We start from the raw sequence: 14,219 nt of genomic DNA on the forward strand, positions 1-14,219 counted from the left end.
TTAGGTGGTGCAAATTAAGTTAATCATGGATAATGTTTGAGTAATATACGATATGATTTCAGTCGGAAATGAATCCCTCGAGATTTATCTCTTGTCTTTGTACAGAGTGGATCTACGAACATGAAACGGAACTCAGTAGTCACCCACACTATTTTATTACAACATTATATAAGTGAACCTTTCCTACTTCGTGCCAATTTCTCTCTAGCATCGTTGATTGTCGTAGTAAGATTTAGTAATCGTCGTGAATATGGTGTGTACATGGAAACGTTCGAGACACTCTCGACGGAGACATCGAAGTTGGTGTACTTGTACCTACGTGAATGTGGTTCGGCGACGGCCAAAGAACTGCGAGCAGCACTCGATATCCCTCTATTGAAACTCCTACCGGTGCTGGGGACACTGGAAGATATGTCTCTCGTACAACGAGAATCGGATTATTACACGCTGTCTGATCCAATCAACTAAGCGATTTCGATCAAATTCGACAGCAGCCGGAGGGACGATCGATTTCGACATTCAACTTATTGGCAGATCGTTCATAGCTGAAGAGACGAAGAGTGATTGTGCAACGAATTGGTTTTTCCACAGTGCATCAGTCAGCGGGAGGAGCTGTCTGATGCTGTTCGATACGATCAGAAATGCAGTAGAGAAGCTCTTCGAGCTGTGAGCGTTCGATCTCCCACCACATCGTAGAGTGATGATATTCGGCAAGGATCGTTTGCATCGCTTTGAGTTGGGCAATGGTGAAGACGGTCTTACCGGTATCGAGCGTCTCGAACGATTGGTACACCTCGATCGATGGTGGATCGACTCTCGTTGGTTCTTCGGCCATTGATTCGTGCTCGATCTGATCGAGGAGGACGTGATGGAGCGTCCAGTGTTGCTCACGCGACAACGAAAGCGTGATTTGTGGATTGTAGGATTTATCGGACATATCCGTTGATTCTTCGGAGGGCCGTACAACCGATAGGCTATCGACTATTGTTAACTATTATCATTGTAACAAACAGCCGATGATGCGATCATCACGTCATCAATAATTCCATCAGTAGCGATCGCATTTTCGACGAATCACACTCGTTTGTTCGATCGCTCATCGTCTGTCGTCATTCGCATTCCTATGCCACCGCGGAGCTAAAAGACACTTCTGACGATTCTACAGTTACATTCAGGATCAAAGCAATGAGAAATATTTATCCCATGGTTGAGATTATACAGAGTACACAGCTGAAATCATTGTAAGACACGATAAACGAACAGTAGATGGACGCATCCTTTACTAGTTCTCGGACACGAATACACGTGGTATGAATGGGAGAGTTCCGGTCACAATCGTCAGCGGCTATCTCGGTGCAGGAAAAACAACTCTCGTAAACCACATTCTATCGGATCCAAAGGGATTCGACATCGCCATTATTGTCAATGATATGGGTGAAATAAACATAGATGCCGACCTCATCGCGCGCGAAAGTGACAAAGAGGGCATCGTTGATCTGTCGAACGGGTGTATCTGCTGTCGGCTGCAGGACGATCTACTATCTGAAGCACAGCATCTCGCTGAGACACGGGAGTTTGATTACCTGTTGGTCGAGTCATCCGGAATCTCGGAGCCGCTCCCTGTTGCGAAGGTTTTCACGGACGGTGCCGACAGTACTGACGTGGATCCTGAGGATTGGTTCCAATTGGACACGGTGGTCACCGTTCTCGACACCTACGGATTCTGGAAGGAGTTCGATGCGGGTGAAACGTTACCTACAGACAGTAAGCCGGATGACCGTCCAATGGCTAACGTTCTCGTCGAACAGATCGAATTCTGTAATATCATCATTCTCAATAAGTGTGACATGGTTCCCGACGATGTTCTTGATGAGATCGAAACCGTCGTCGAGATGCTACAGCCACGCGCCGAGCGGATCCGGACCAGCTACTGCGAGGTGGACCCTGCTAGCGTCCTTGGGACCGAACTATTCGACTTTACGAGAACGAAGCGCTCACAGGGATGGAAACAGCATCTCACAGAAGGGTCACACGATCACAGCGAGGAGAGTCGCGGACAGCCCAGCGCCGCGAGACAAAGTGCCGCCGAGAGTCATGGTGTCTCATCATTTGTCTATCGAGAGGAGCGGCCATTTGTTCCCGAACACTTAGCAGACTGGCTGCGAGACTGGACTGATTCGGTCGTTCGTGCGAAAGGTGTCTGCAACGTGGCTGGTCACGAGGAAGTGATTGGTGTCAGTCAGGCCGGTCCTGCAGTTCAGGCTGGTCCGATTGGTAAGTGGAGATCTGACGACCGCAAGACTCGCCTCGTGTTTATCGGCCGAGAGATGAACGAAGAGCAGATCCGGAGAGAACTCGATGGCTGCCTGATTGACACCGGAGAGACCACGGATCGGTCAGCAGATCCATTCCCGCTGTGATCGCTTACAGCTCAAGTTCTTCGCTGAGTTCGTCCCATGACTCGTGGAATCCATGCGTCGATTGTGCTGTCGTCTGATCTGAAAACGCGTTCTGATACACGTCATCGTACTCCAGCAACTGTGCCCAGCCATCCTGATAGGCGTAATTACAGTACTGGCACATTGGCTGATACTACATCCTCTATCATCTTACTCATTTCCCCGAACGACACACTGGCTCTATACCATTACCACGGGATTCGCAGGCCTCTCAGTGTCTGTGATGACAGCATTCGTTAACGGACGTTGGTATCTGTCGTTCAGCGACACAGATTGTAGATCTGAAACGCAACTCTCGACACAAACGCGTCGTGTTCTGACTCGGATCTCCGAATTCCAGTTCACCACACGGCGAGTGACATCAGCCACTAATCGAGCGATCCATCATTTGTCGAACGTAGCTGTGGAATCCATCTCGGAACGCGTTCGCAGTACTCTTCGTAGGCTGCACCATGCTGACGCCCGTCTCCGGATTGAGCGATCGCCAACGAGCGGCGCTGTTGGCCGCGTTCGATCTTGGATACTACGAGCAACCACGACAAGCGACTCACAAGGACGTAGCCGCCCGACTTGACTGTGCACCCAATACCGCATCCGAGCACCTTCAAAAAGCCGAGATGAAGGTCATCACGAACGTGCTCCAGTTCGAGTTCGAGCGGTGAGAGGAGGTATCGTGCGTCGTCCGTCACTTTCTCATCTGCTGCCTGCGTACTGTCTCTGAACAAACAGCATCACTCGGAAACTGTCTGCTCACACTGTTAGCCTCACTGTTTGATGGACTAATCCTCAGGAATTTCCCCCGTGTCGCTGACGTTCGTCGTGGCTGTAGAACCGGAGGTTACTGTTTCTTCGACTTGTGTGGCGACGAGGATCGCACCGACGGCCGCGAGTGCGGCCCCGAACGCGAATGGTGTGAGAAAGCCATACTGGATCAGGAATCCCGACGAGAGCGGCCCAAGCGCTGTGCCCAGTCCGAAAGCCATTGTCAACACCGCGAGTGTCGTTCCAGATTGACCATCGGTCGCCAGATCGCCAGCCAGCGCAAGCGCGGGTGCAAACACGAACGCCGCGGCAATACCTTGGACTGCGCGTGCGGCGATCATCTGCCACGGGGCGACCACCAATCCCTGTACGAACGTGGCCAGCACCAAGAGAGCGAGTCCCCAGACAATGAACGGTTTCCGACCGTGCCGGTCGCTCGCACTTCCAATCGGAACTTGTAACACGACCTGCACGAGGACGAAGACACCGAATTCGATCCCAAACAACGTCGGACCCTGATCAAGTCTCGTATTGACTGCTGGCTGGATCGTTGAAATGAGTGCGATGCTGATCGCCATCACCAGCGTAGCGACACCGAGAGTGAACACCGAATCGAGCAGTTGCTCATCACCTGCGTCGGCTAACACTGAGACAGTGAGGTCATCACCCGCGTCAGCGTGCGTGCTCTCGGGATCGCTTACGAACAGCGTTACGAGCAGGAATCCACCGAGTGCCGTGATCGCCGCGATGAAGAAGGCGGCGTCGAAACCACTCAGTTGGACAGCCACATCGGCAATTGCGAGCCTGTACGGTCCGGTGCTGACGACTGCACCGGCGGCAATCGGCCCGGCCCCGAAGCCGAGGAGCCGGAACGTGTTGAAGACGCCCATCGATCCCCCGCGTGTGGCGGTCGTCGAGAGCTCGTTGACGAGTGCAAGCGTTGCAGGAATGGTAAAGGCAACACCGATGCCCTGTGCGATGCGAATAGCGAGCAGCGACAGTTCGCTACCGACGAACGCGAATGCCCCGTTGGTCACCGTAAGGATCGCCAACCCAATCAGAACGAAAATCTTCCGCTTGCCCGCACGATCGGATGCTCGCCCGGCAAATGGTTGGACAACGCTGTTAAACAGCCCAAACATCGATAACACGAGTCCCGTAAGCAGCGCATCACTCACACTGAGCGTGCCGGGCGTGATCGCTTCACTAGCGATATACAGCGGCAAAACCACAATAAGAAACGAGTTCCCGACAGCATCAACCATGCGAGCGAGCGCGAGCACGAGCACTTGACGGTCTATATCCGGTAGACTCATTGTCTTCCCGAGATCTTATCCAGGACATTCACTTTGATCATCATGTTTCTGACTGGATCTCTGTGTCACAAGCCGCAAAGATCGACCGAAGCTCGATGTCCCCGTTCCATTTCCATCCTGCGATCAAGTGGAACACGCGTATAACGCTCTCAGACCGTGAATCGACACGAATGGAATTGTTCACCATGCATGATGGAACGGGCGCCCAGTACTTGAGGCCTCGCTGACGCCGGTTATTGTAGCATTTCGGACTACTATCGCGGTTGGTCCGGTGGACGTTCTGCATCTCCCCTAGTGCTGAAACTATTCATCTACGCTCGACAGCGTCACCCCAATCGGATATCGGTCCCCGTAATGTTCACATCGCTCCTCTACAAGCACCAATTATGCGCTTCCGGAAGCCACAGCAGGGATGGGCGAAGATGACACTCGGTATTTCAGTACTCTTTGCCATCGGTGTGTTCGTCAGTTTCGCGCTCACAGGATCACCACTGCGCGGTGCAGTCGGTGGAATCGTGATTATCGCGGCAGGTATCTGGGAATGGCGAACGAAGCGGAAAGACGAGATTCGGGCAGAACGACTAGAAGCTGAGGCCGAAGCAAACGAACAAAAACGACGACGATAGCGTTGCTCTCGTACCGAATCGTGTACTGTCCGTATACTAAAAAACGCTCAGTCGGCGGAAGATCCTACTGCAGTGTCGTCCTCGCTGTCACTGGCACCACTCTCGTGTTCGATTGACTCCACCCTAGCGTACGGGTCGAATCCGTTCGCGCTCTCGTACAAGTGACACGCCACTTCCCGTCTGTCTTCGATGTCTGATTTCTGTTCGAGTGGCGGCACGACGGTATCACACACATCACCGATGTACTTTTCACAGCGATTTTTGAACCGGCACCCGGTCGGGATGTGGATCGCATCACCAACCTCGCCCTGCAGTTCGACCCGTGTACGATCCGCTGTCGGGTCAGGAACTGGGACAGCGTCGATGAGCGCACGAGTGTAGGGATGCTTTGGCTCCGTGAGTATCTCCTCGATCGGTCCTTGTTCGACAATCTTTCCCATGTACATGATCGCGAGCCGATCACACATATGACGGAGGAGCGAAAGGTCGTGACTGATGTAGACGACTGACAGACCGAATTCTTCAGTCATTCGCTCTAGCAAGGAGAGGACCCCTGCTCGGAGACTCACATCAAGCATCGACACGGGTTCGTCTGCTACGATGAAGTCGGGATCGATGACCAACGCTCGGGCAATGGCGAGGCGCTGGCGCTGCCCGCCCGAGAGTTCGTGTGGATATCGATCAAAGTATGAGTCCGCTGGTACCAGCTCTGCGAACTCCAAGGCTCGCCGAACGCGTGCTCGTTGATTAGAGATACCATGAATGCGAAGCGGCTCGACCACGGTGTCGTACACCGTCATCCGGGGATTTAGACTCTCGAACGGATCTTGAAAGATCATCTGCGCATTCTGTCTGAAATACTGTAGATCCTTGGAAGACGATCCATTCCCATTGGTGATCTCTCTGCCGTCGTAGTAGATACTGCCACCAGTCGGTTCGTACAGCTTCGTCAGGCACATCCCGGTCGTCGTCTTACCGCACCCGGACTCACCGGCAATACCGAATGTCTCCCCTTCTCGGAGTTCGAAGCTGACACCATCGATCGCGTGAACCACATCTTCTTTTTCACCCCGGATGCTGTTCAGAAAACTATTCACGAGACCACTTCGAACTGGGAAGTGCTTTTCGAGCCCTTCTACGCGAACGAGAGGGTCAGTATCATCACTCATTGGCTCCCTCCGCCACGTTCTGCCACGTTCGTGCCTTATCGGAAACCGGGCGTAGCTCCGAGTCGATTCGGTCTGTGTGATGACACCTCGAACTGAGACCACCGTGTTCACGAATGGGCGGCACTGTCTCCCGACACACGTCGGTCGCCAGCGGACACCGTTCTGCGAACCGACAGCCACTCGGTGGGTTACTCAGATCTGGTGGATGCCCACCGATGCTCACGAGATCCTGCTCCGATCGACGGATGTCCGGAAACGCACTTTTCAATCCGAGAGTGTACGGATGGTACGGCTTGCCGAAAATGTCCGATGCAGGCCCCTCCTCGGCGATTTCACCAGCGTACATGACAACGATACGATCGCAGGTTTCTGCGACGACAGCGACATCGTGGGTGATGACCATCATCGCGGTGTCGCTCTCGCGTTGAATTTCGTTGACCCGTTTCAGAATCTGATCTTGCATGATGACATCGAGCGCCGTCGTCGGTTCGTCTGCGAGGATAAGCGATGGTTCGAGGACAAGTGACATTGCGATCATCGCGCGTTGTCGCATCCCACCAGAAAACTGGTGAGGGTAGTCCGTCTGGCGCTCACGGTCGAGACCGACGAGATCGAAGGCCTCATCGATTTTCTGCTGGCTCTCTGTCCGCCCCATCTTCGGGTAGTGGGCGTCGATCGCCTCCTGAATCTGTTCGCGGATGGTGTAGACCGGATCGAGGGCATTCATCGCTGACTGTGCGATGAGGGAGATCTCGTCCCACCGAAGCTCGCGCTGACGCCGCTCCGACATCGCAGTAAGAGTGTCGCCGTCGAACCGAACAGTCCCATCGTTTACGTATCCATTGCGCGGGAGAATTCCGATGAGTGCCTTCGCAAGCGTACTCTTTCCACAGCCGGATTCACCGACGATACCGACGGTTTCTCCGGCGTCGATGTCGAAGCTAACGCCATCAACCGCCTTGATTGGGCCGTCTTCACTCTCATAATACACTTCGAGATCTTCGATTTCGAGAAGGGCCACGCTAGCAATCCCCCGTTATCTGTCGATGTTCTCGGTGTTCGTGCGAATGCTTGTCTGTGTTCATCTTTGTATCTGTAGTTCTGGATTGACGATCTCTTCGTAGCCACGACCGATGAGAAAGCCACTGATGACTACGAGCGCGATGCAGATCCCTGGTGGTACGAACCACCACCATGCGCCTTCGGTCATTGCGCTGTAGACCCGAGCGCTCTGGAGCATCACGCCCCACGAGACGCTACTCGGATCACCGAGACCGAGAAACGACACTCCTGCTTCGGTCAGTATCGCCCACGCGATGGCGAACGCGCCGTAGAGAAACGCCATCGGGAGAACGTTTGGTGCGATGTGTCGTGAGATGATTCGCCAGTTGCTCGCACCGGACACCTTTGCAGCCTTGACGAACGAGCGCTCGCGCAACGATAGCACGAGCGCCCGAATAACACGCGCTGATGTCCGCCACTGGAGGAGGACGAACGCGAAGATGATGTTTTCAAGTCCTGGCCCGAGAACCGTCACGAGCACGATGACCGTCGGGAGAAGCGGGAGACCGTAGACGAAATCAACGAGACGCATGAGGATGTCATCAACGTAGCCACCGTAGTATCCCGCCGTGAGACCAACGAGCGTTCCGAGACCGACCGTCATCAACGCAGCGACAATCCCGACAACGAGAGCAGGACGTGCGCCGTACACCAACTGACTGAAGATATCGTATCCCTGTGCGGTTGTTCCGAGGAGGAAGCTTCCATCGCCGCCGAGGAACGTCGGTTTGATCCACTTTGCGATGAGCGCACCGCCGGTGAACACCCGTTCGGTTGGTGGATGAGGGGCAATATACGGTGCAGCGAGTGCAACGAAGCCGAAAAAGGCGAGTGTGAGCATCGCGAGCAAGACCAACGAATCGTCGATCAGCATTCGGAACTGCTCTGTGATGGTCTCGCGCCACAGTCGGAGATTCCGTCGCCACGCACTGAACTGTTCGGGGTCGTCCTCTTCTCCTTCAATGTCTGCGAAGATCGACCGATCTTGTTCTTGGCTCATCTCAGTCATAGGTCACCCGTGGATCGAGAACGCCGTAGAGGAGATCAGCGACGAAGTTCATCAGGATAACCGACAACGCGAGAACGAGAAACGTCCCCTGCGCAACCGGATAGTCTCGCCTGAGCACAGCCCGGATCATTTCACGCCCGATTCCCGGCCATCCGAACACCGTCTCGATGAGAACGCTCCCACCGACAGCGTAACCGACCGCAATGGCTGCTGCGGTCAGCACAGGGAGAAACGCGTTGCGGGCCGCGTGTTTAAACATGATCGTTCGTTCGGTCAGGCCTTTTGCTCGACAGATATCGATGAAGTCCTCCGATAGGGTCTCCAGCATGCTGTTTCGCATGATGAGCAGCGGATATCCCATGTAGTAGAACGCAAGGACGACGACCGGAGCAACGAGGTGATGGAGGAAATCGAGAGAGAACACCATCTCCCAGAACCCGGTCGATCCGGAGCCGAGACTCGTCATCCCACTCATTGGAATGATTCCGAGGTTCGTACCGAACACCCAGAGCACAAGAAGCCCAACCCAGAAGCTGGGAACGCTTCGACCGACGAGCGCAGTTACAACAGCGGATTTCTCGAATCGGCTGCCCCGATACCACCCGGTGAACACGCCGAGCGTGATGCCGATAAAATAGGCGACGATAAACGCAGTCAACATCAGGACGAGTGTATTCGGGAGATACGTTATGAGCACGTCGACGACTTGTTCGTTCGTTTTGAACGAGCGACCGAGATCGAGCGTCAGAAGGTTTTCGATGTAACGGAGATACTGCACCCACAGCGGATCGTTCAGTCCATAGCTTTCGACGAGCTGTTGTCTTACCTCCGGTGTCATTCCGGGCGAGATGACGTATGCCGTCGGATTTCCGGGCATGAGCCGAAACAGCATGAACAACGCGGTCGCGACGGCCCAGAGCGTCACACCCAACTGTAGAGCACGTCTGATGAAGAAATCTGATTTTCCCATTGATGTGTGAGCGTGAGTGGCCTACTTGGACGACTGTTCGGGGAAGTGAACGGTTCCGTCGTTGTCGATGACGTATCCAGCATCTTCGAGGCGTTTCTTACCGGCCTCCACGCCGTTTTGTTTCTGATATTTCTTCACGTCCGGATTGCTGTACTTACCGAACGATTCACCGATGAGATTCCAGCCTTCTTTAGCGAATCCGTACAGAATTTGCTTGTTGATGGCCGCCTTCGGAATCGCGTGGACAGCTGCCTGTCGGACCGCTCTGTCGTCGAGGCCCTTCTTTCGGAGATTTTGGCTAAAGTGCCACCATCCATCACCGGGCGTCGATTGGACGCCGATGTTACTCTTGCCCTTGTTATCTTTGAGCTGTTTGCCGATACGGGTGTATGGCAGGTAGTTTAGCTTCCCTTTTTTCAGGAGTGACCAAACTGTCGAACTTTCGGGGATGATGCGCCAAATCCGACGGTTGAATTTGACCGGTCGCCAGTGATCGCCGTACTTCTTCAGACTCAGCTCACTGCCTTTGTCCCAGTAATCAAACTGGAGCGGGCCACTTCCGACTGGCTTTTTGACCGATGCCTTCGCTGGATTGCTTCGGCTGTTCCACTTGTGCTTTGGCAGGATCGGAATCTGGTTGGAAAACAACTTGTGGACCGGTCCGATTGGATCTTTGAACGTCACCGTAATCCACTGACCATCTACCGATACTGAGTCATATAGCTCCCACTGTGTGGAATAGAGTGGAATCTTATTCTTCTTGACGTAATCGAGGGTGAACTTCACGTCCTCGGGCGTGACGGCTTCACCGTCGTGCCACTTGTGGTCCTCCCGGAGCTTGTACTTGACCGTCGTATCGTCCGGGCGCTCCCATTTGGTCGCCAGACTGAGCTTCGGATCGGCTTCTAACTTCGAGTTGATGCGAACGAGCTTATCGTACAGCATCTCGAACTGGTGAATGAGCTTCGTCTCATTCTTGTAACCGAGGACGTTCATCGTCCCAAGTGTCTCAGCCCACGAGCCTCGTAGCTCCTTTTTGTCGTTTTTCACCTCCACGTTCGTCATCGGCTCGAAATGATAGTAGCCGACGATGTGGTCGGTCCACCCACTGACCTGATTGTTGTTGTACGCCACGATGTTGGGCATCTGGACGATGGGGTGCATCGGAACGTCTTTGCCGAGTGTCGTCTGGATATCGTGGAGCATCTGGATCCGCTTTTGCTCGTCTTTTTCCTGTAGCTGCTCCATCAACGTTGGATCGAGATCCTTGTTCGCGTAGCCAGTGAAATTTCCTTGATCGGCCGTAACGTTCGAGGAGTGGAACTGCTCGGGCATCCGGACGCCCGGATCGATACCGAGCCCGCGAGACCAGGTGGCGAATGAAAAGTCGTGCTCCTGAGTGATCTTCGTGTACAGCGTCCCCCATTCGAACACCTGTACTTTCACATTGAGGCCCAGATTGTTGAGTTGTTCACCGACGAGATTGATCGCGTCGTGGCGAGCAGGGTTGTAATTGGCAGGATTATTCAGATACTTGTACTGTGGAAGCTCACTCCCCGCGTTTTCTGCACCTCCGCTACTACTTTCTAAACTACTGCATCCAGCGAGACTCGCCAATCCACCAAGCCCAGTTGCTGTGGTAAGCTTTAAAAATTCACGTCTATCAACATCATTGTTATCAATTAGCATCTGTACACAGGGTTCAACTGAACGGTAATAAATTGTAGGGAATAAGTGTTATACTATCACACTATTATATCCATGTTAGGTATATAACTAAAAATGAACTCGTAACATCAGCTATTCCGGGGAAAGACGGGCAGTAAGTCGAATCGCCGGCGCTGTGATTGCGTATGGGACCGTCGAACGATGCTTTGTACACGTACCAGTTACTGTCTCGCGTCGGCTGCCGAGCATCGAAATGGACTGTATGTCGGACAGAGAGACAATGACAGTCCCATCGGTAAATGGCTGTGCTCGTTCTGCCCCGTCGATTGTATACCCAATCTGAATCGGGAACGCAAGGGTCTGGTTCGTGGCTTCGTCCGAGAACTCCGAAGGGGTAGTCTCGGCGATATCTTTCGCATACTGAACGCTCGGGGGCATCGAGCTCTGGCGCTTTGTCTCTGTTGCATCGTTGAGTAGCCGTGCTGACTCAACCGACTCTATCCGCACCGCTGCTCCCGTACGGAGCGACGTGCGTGATGTGTCTCCCGCTGTAACGGAGAGGTGCCGAGAGTGAATCCGCGGCGGACGTTCGTATCCGAGACTCGGGACAACCGTTCCCGCCGGGACCGTCTCCTCCTCAATAGCCGACGCGGTGTCGTGGAGATGGTTCCGAACGATTCCTTCAGACACGAGCGTTACAGGGGTTGTCGTTCTCCCTTCAGCGTCGAACGCCCGCGCTGTCCACGAGCCAGCACAGACACCGTCTTCGATCTGAAGCGAACGCGGTCCGATTCGGTCACCGACTGCGAACGGACTCGACCCGAAATACTTCATATCGATCTCCAGATAATGGCAAACTTCGTGGAATAGTTCTGCTGCAGCACGCGGACCGAACACGATTTCAGTCGGACTATCGATGTCGGGCGGCGTTCGAAGACATCTTGCCTCGCCATTTCTTCGCGCGTGTGATGCCACTTCCTCAAACTGTTTTTCGAGCGTATCGAGAAACGACATTCCGGCTGTGCTCCCGAAATGGCGCTGCATCTTCGGCGCGTTAGTCGGGTCAACAACTATCTCTACCGACGCGCGCTCAAGCGTCGAGCGGACGGTCGTTCCAGTCGTCGTCAGCAACGCCGATTGAATGCGAGTATCGTGATACGATGCCCGTGCTCGTTCGAGGGAGAGACCGTCCATTGCATCTTCGAACGCCGATTGAACGATCTCGAGCTTCTCACTCGGACTCTGGTTGTCGAGCGATCCGCCAACAGACCATCCCGGATGCATCGCTTGATGGGTCGTTCCCTGGTCGTACCGTGCCGGAGTGTGCTGGTCGAGAAGACGTGCCGATTGAATCGATCGTCCTACGAGATCAGCGAGGTGTGATTCTTCAAGTGAAGTCGTAAACCGATAGTCTGCACTTCCCTCAACGAACACACGCCACCAAACAGCGTTCTGTGAGTGTTCTGTTCCAGGTTCGAGTTCAGCGAGCGTTACTCTTCCCTCTGTGCTTTCTTTCATTACACAACCAACTTCTGCGTGGCTAACATCCTCCGATTCGAGCCGTGATGTCACCCATTCAGCGGCGTTGAGGCTGTCTCCGAAGCCATCCATATCCGCCATTCGCTCGGAACTGGTGAAGTTCGTTCCGCCTTCGTGAAACCCTCGCTAAACCAAATCTACATTATACTTACTCTCCTTGTCTAGTTCACTACGAACAATGGACACATTACCCACGGCAATTGTTGGCGATGCATACACGAGTTCTCATCTTTGGAATCTTCTCTGTGATCTTGTCGACCTCGACAATAGAATGGCTGGACAGGAGGGTGAAGCAGAAGGCGCACAGCTGGTGAAAGACGCGTTCGACTCGTATGGCCTGCGTGATGCTTCGATAACTGAATTCGAGATCCCCGGCTGGTGGCGTGGATCGAGTTCGCTCACTGTCGAACATGAGCGAACACACGCATTCGATGCACAACACGAGACGGTCGCGCTACCTGGAACACCGAGTGGCGATGTGACCGCCGAAATCATCGATATCGGACACGGTCTCCCCGAAGACTTTCAAACGACTGACGTAGCGGGGAAGCTCGTGCTCGCCTCAAGTCTCACCCCAGACGGGTACGGACGATGGATTCATCGCGGAGAGAAGTACGGAGCAGCTGTTCGCGGTGGTGCGGCTGGATTCCTCTTTCGTAATCACCTTGACGGGAACCTCCCACCGACTGGGAGTGTCGGCAACGAGGATGGACCTGGTGACATTCCAGCTATTGGCGTCTCGAAGGAGGTCGGGAAGCGACTCGTCCGCTACTGTGAGGACAGTGAGACTCGCGCTCGGCTGGCGATTGATTGTCGAAACGAACGGACGACGACCCGAAATATCGAGGCGGTAGTTGGCCCTGAAACCGACGAAGAGGTGCTTGTCACCGCTCACATCGATGCCCACGATATCGGTGAAGGAGCCAATGATAACGGTGTTGGGACAGTGCTTGTCACCGAAATTGGTCGTCTCCTCATGCAGATCGCCGACGATATCGAGACCCGCGTTCGCTGTCTCGTCTTTGGTGCTGAGGAGGTCGGTCTCTACGGAGCGTACGAGTGGACCGAAACGCACGACCTCGCGCGCGTAAAATGCATCATCAATTTAGACGGCGCTGGTTACTCCCGCACTGCTGATATCTACACACATGGATACGACGCTATCGGTGAAGCATTCACAGCGGTGCAGGACGAATTCGGTGTCCCTGTCGAAATATCGTCAGATATTCGCCCACACAGCGACCATTGGCCGTTTGTCCAACGCGGCGTTCCGGGTGCACAAGGCCGTTCGGTTGCAGATGACAGCGGGCGTGGCTGGGGGCACACGCACGGCGACACGCTCGACAAACTCGATGTACGGGACCTCCGTGATCTGTCTGTTGTTTTCACTGCGGGTATCCTCGAACTCGCACGAGCAGATCGAGAGATTCCACACAAACCTGTCTCGGAGATTCGTGCAGCGACGATTGAGCAAGACTACGAAGCGGGGATGCGAAATGCCGGCACCTGGCCCTTCGAGGAAACGAATACAACAGAGGACGACGATTGATGGCTCGATTTGTCCGTGATTGCGTTGCTCGACGTTCGGTCACCGATAGCAACAGTTGAATGTATATCGGCGATTGATTGTTCCACGATT

The 14,219-nt window shown here is 54.0% G+C and carries 14 protein-coding genes; 4 read left to right on the plus strand and 10 right to left on the minus strand.

The window, feature by feature from the left end; translation table 11 throughout:
* The first annotated feature begins 261 nt into the window (after positions 1–261).
* Positions 262–468: a TrmB family transcriptional regulator gene (locus MW898_RS04935; RefSeq protein ID WP_248905093.1), complete on the plus strand. Its 207-nt coding sequence runs from the start codon at positions 262–264 to the stop codon at positions 466–468.
* A gap of 127 nt (positions 469–595) precedes the next feature.
* On the opposite strand, the gene MW898_RS04940 is transcribed toward MW898_RS04935, so the two are convergent.
* Entirely contained in the window at positions 596–937 is a 342-nt protein-coding gene (locus MW898_RS04940) for a DUF7853 family protein (protein ID WP_248905095.1), read from the minus strand.
* A 373-nt stretch (positions 938–1,310) separates the two neighbouring features.
* Between MW898_RS04940 and MW898_RS04945 the strand changes: the two genes are divergently transcribed.
* The gene (locus MW898_RS04945; RefSeq protein ID WP_248905097.1) at positions 1,311–2,420 is read left to right on the plus strand and encodes a CobW family GTP-binding protein; all 1,110 of its coding nucleotides are present in this window, start codon (positions 1,311–1,313) and stop codon (positions 2,418–2,420) included.
* 4 nt (positions 2,421–2,424) lie between these two features.
* Here MW898_RS04945 and MW898_RS04950 read toward each other — a convergent pair whose 3' ends face one another.
* The 3 genes from MW898_RS04950 to MW898_RS04960 form a co-directional block, all read right to left on the minus strand.
* A complete protein-coding gene (locus tag MW898_RS04950) occupies positions 2,425–2,583 on the minus strand; it encodes a hypothetical protein (protein ID WP_248905100.1) in 159 nt (52 codons plus the stop codon).
* A 244-nt stretch (positions 2,584–2,827) separates the two neighbouring features.
* Positions 2,828–3,148 (minus strand): hypothetical protein, encoded by a 321-nt coding sequence (locus tag MW898_RS26490; RefSeq protein WP_444881621.1) that lies wholly within the window; start codon positions 3,146–3,148, stop codon positions 2,828–2,830.
* Between the two features lie 90 nt (positions 3,149–3,238).
* Positions 3,239–4,537 (minus strand): MFS transporter, encoded by a 1,299-nt coding sequence (locus MW898_RS04960; protein ID WP_248905103.1) that lies wholly within the window; start codon positions 4,535–4,537, stop codon positions 3,239–3,241.
* A gap of 386 nt (positions 4,538–4,923) precedes the next feature.
* Here MW898_RS04960 and MW898_RS04965 point away from each other — a divergent pair, with 386 nt between their 5' ends.
* Complete coding sequence (locus MW898_RS04965) at positions 4,924–5,163, plus strand: hypothetical protein (protein ID WP_248905105.1); 240 nt, start codon at positions 4,924–4,926, stop codon at positions 5,161–5,163.
* A 47-nt stretch (positions 5,164–5,210) separates the two neighbouring features.
* On the opposite strand, the gene MW898_RS04970 is transcribed toward MW898_RS04965, so the two are convergent.
* The 6 genes from MW898_RS04970 to MW898_RS04995 all read right to left on the minus strand — a co-directional run bounded on the left by MW898_RS04970 (position 5,211) and on the right by MW898_RS04995 (position 12,652).
* Positions 5,211–6,332: an ABC transporter ATP-binding protein gene (locus MW898_RS04970; RefSeq protein ID WP_248905107.1), complete on the minus strand. Its 1,122-nt coding sequence runs from the start codon at positions 6,330–6,332 to the stop codon at positions 5,211–5,213.
* Positions 6,325–7,353, minus strand: coding sequence for an ABC transporter ATP-binding protein (locus MW898_RS25950; RefSeq protein WP_248905109.1), 1,029 nt, complete (start codon positions 7,351–7,353; stop codon positions 6,325–6,327). The genes MW898_RS04970 and MW898_RS25950 overlap by 8 nt, the downstream gene beginning before the upstream one ends.
* Before the next feature lie 60 nt (positions 7,354–7,413).
* Positions 7,414–8,394 carry an ABC transporter permease gene (locus tag MW898_RS04980; protein WP_248905111.1) on the minus strand — a complete coding sequence of 327 codons (981 nt, stop codon included), beginning with the start codon at positions 8,392–8,394 and terminating at the stop codon, positions 7,414–7,416.
* Between the two features lies 1 nt (position 8,395).
* On the minus strand, positions 8,396–9,373 hold the full coding sequence (locus tag MW898_RS04985; protein WP_248905113.1) for an ABC transporter permease: 978 nt from the start codon (positions 9,371–9,373) through the stop codon (positions 8,396–8,398).
* A gap of 21 nt (positions 9,374–9,394) precedes the next feature.
* Positions 9,395–11,062: an ABC transporter substrate-binding protein gene (locus tag MW898_RS04990; protein WP_248905115.1), complete on the minus strand. Its 1,668-nt coding sequence runs from the start codon at positions 11,060–11,062 to the stop codon at positions 9,395–9,397.
* Between the two features lie 111 nt (positions 11,063–11,173).
* Positions 11,174–12,652 (minus strand): metallopeptidase TldD-related protein, encoded by a 1,479-nt coding sequence (locus tag MW898_RS04995; protein ID WP_248905117.1) that lies wholly within the window; start codon positions 12,650–12,652, stop codon positions 11,174–11,176.
* Positions 12,653–12,758: 106 nt separating this feature from the next.
* On the opposite strand from MW898_RS04995, the gene MW898_RS05000 reads away from it, so the two are divergent.
* Entirely contained in the window at positions 12,759–14,129 is a 1,371-nt protein-coding gene (locus tag MW898_RS05000) for a M28 family metallopeptidase (RefSeq protein WP_248905119.1), read from the plus strand.
* Positions 14,130–14,219: the final 90 nt, after the last annotated feature.

This window comes from Halocatena marina, from assembly GCF_023276375.1.
GTDB classification, from domain to species: domain Archaea; phylum Halobacteriota; class Halobacteria; order Halobacteriales; family Haloarculaceae; genus Halocatena; species Halocatena marina.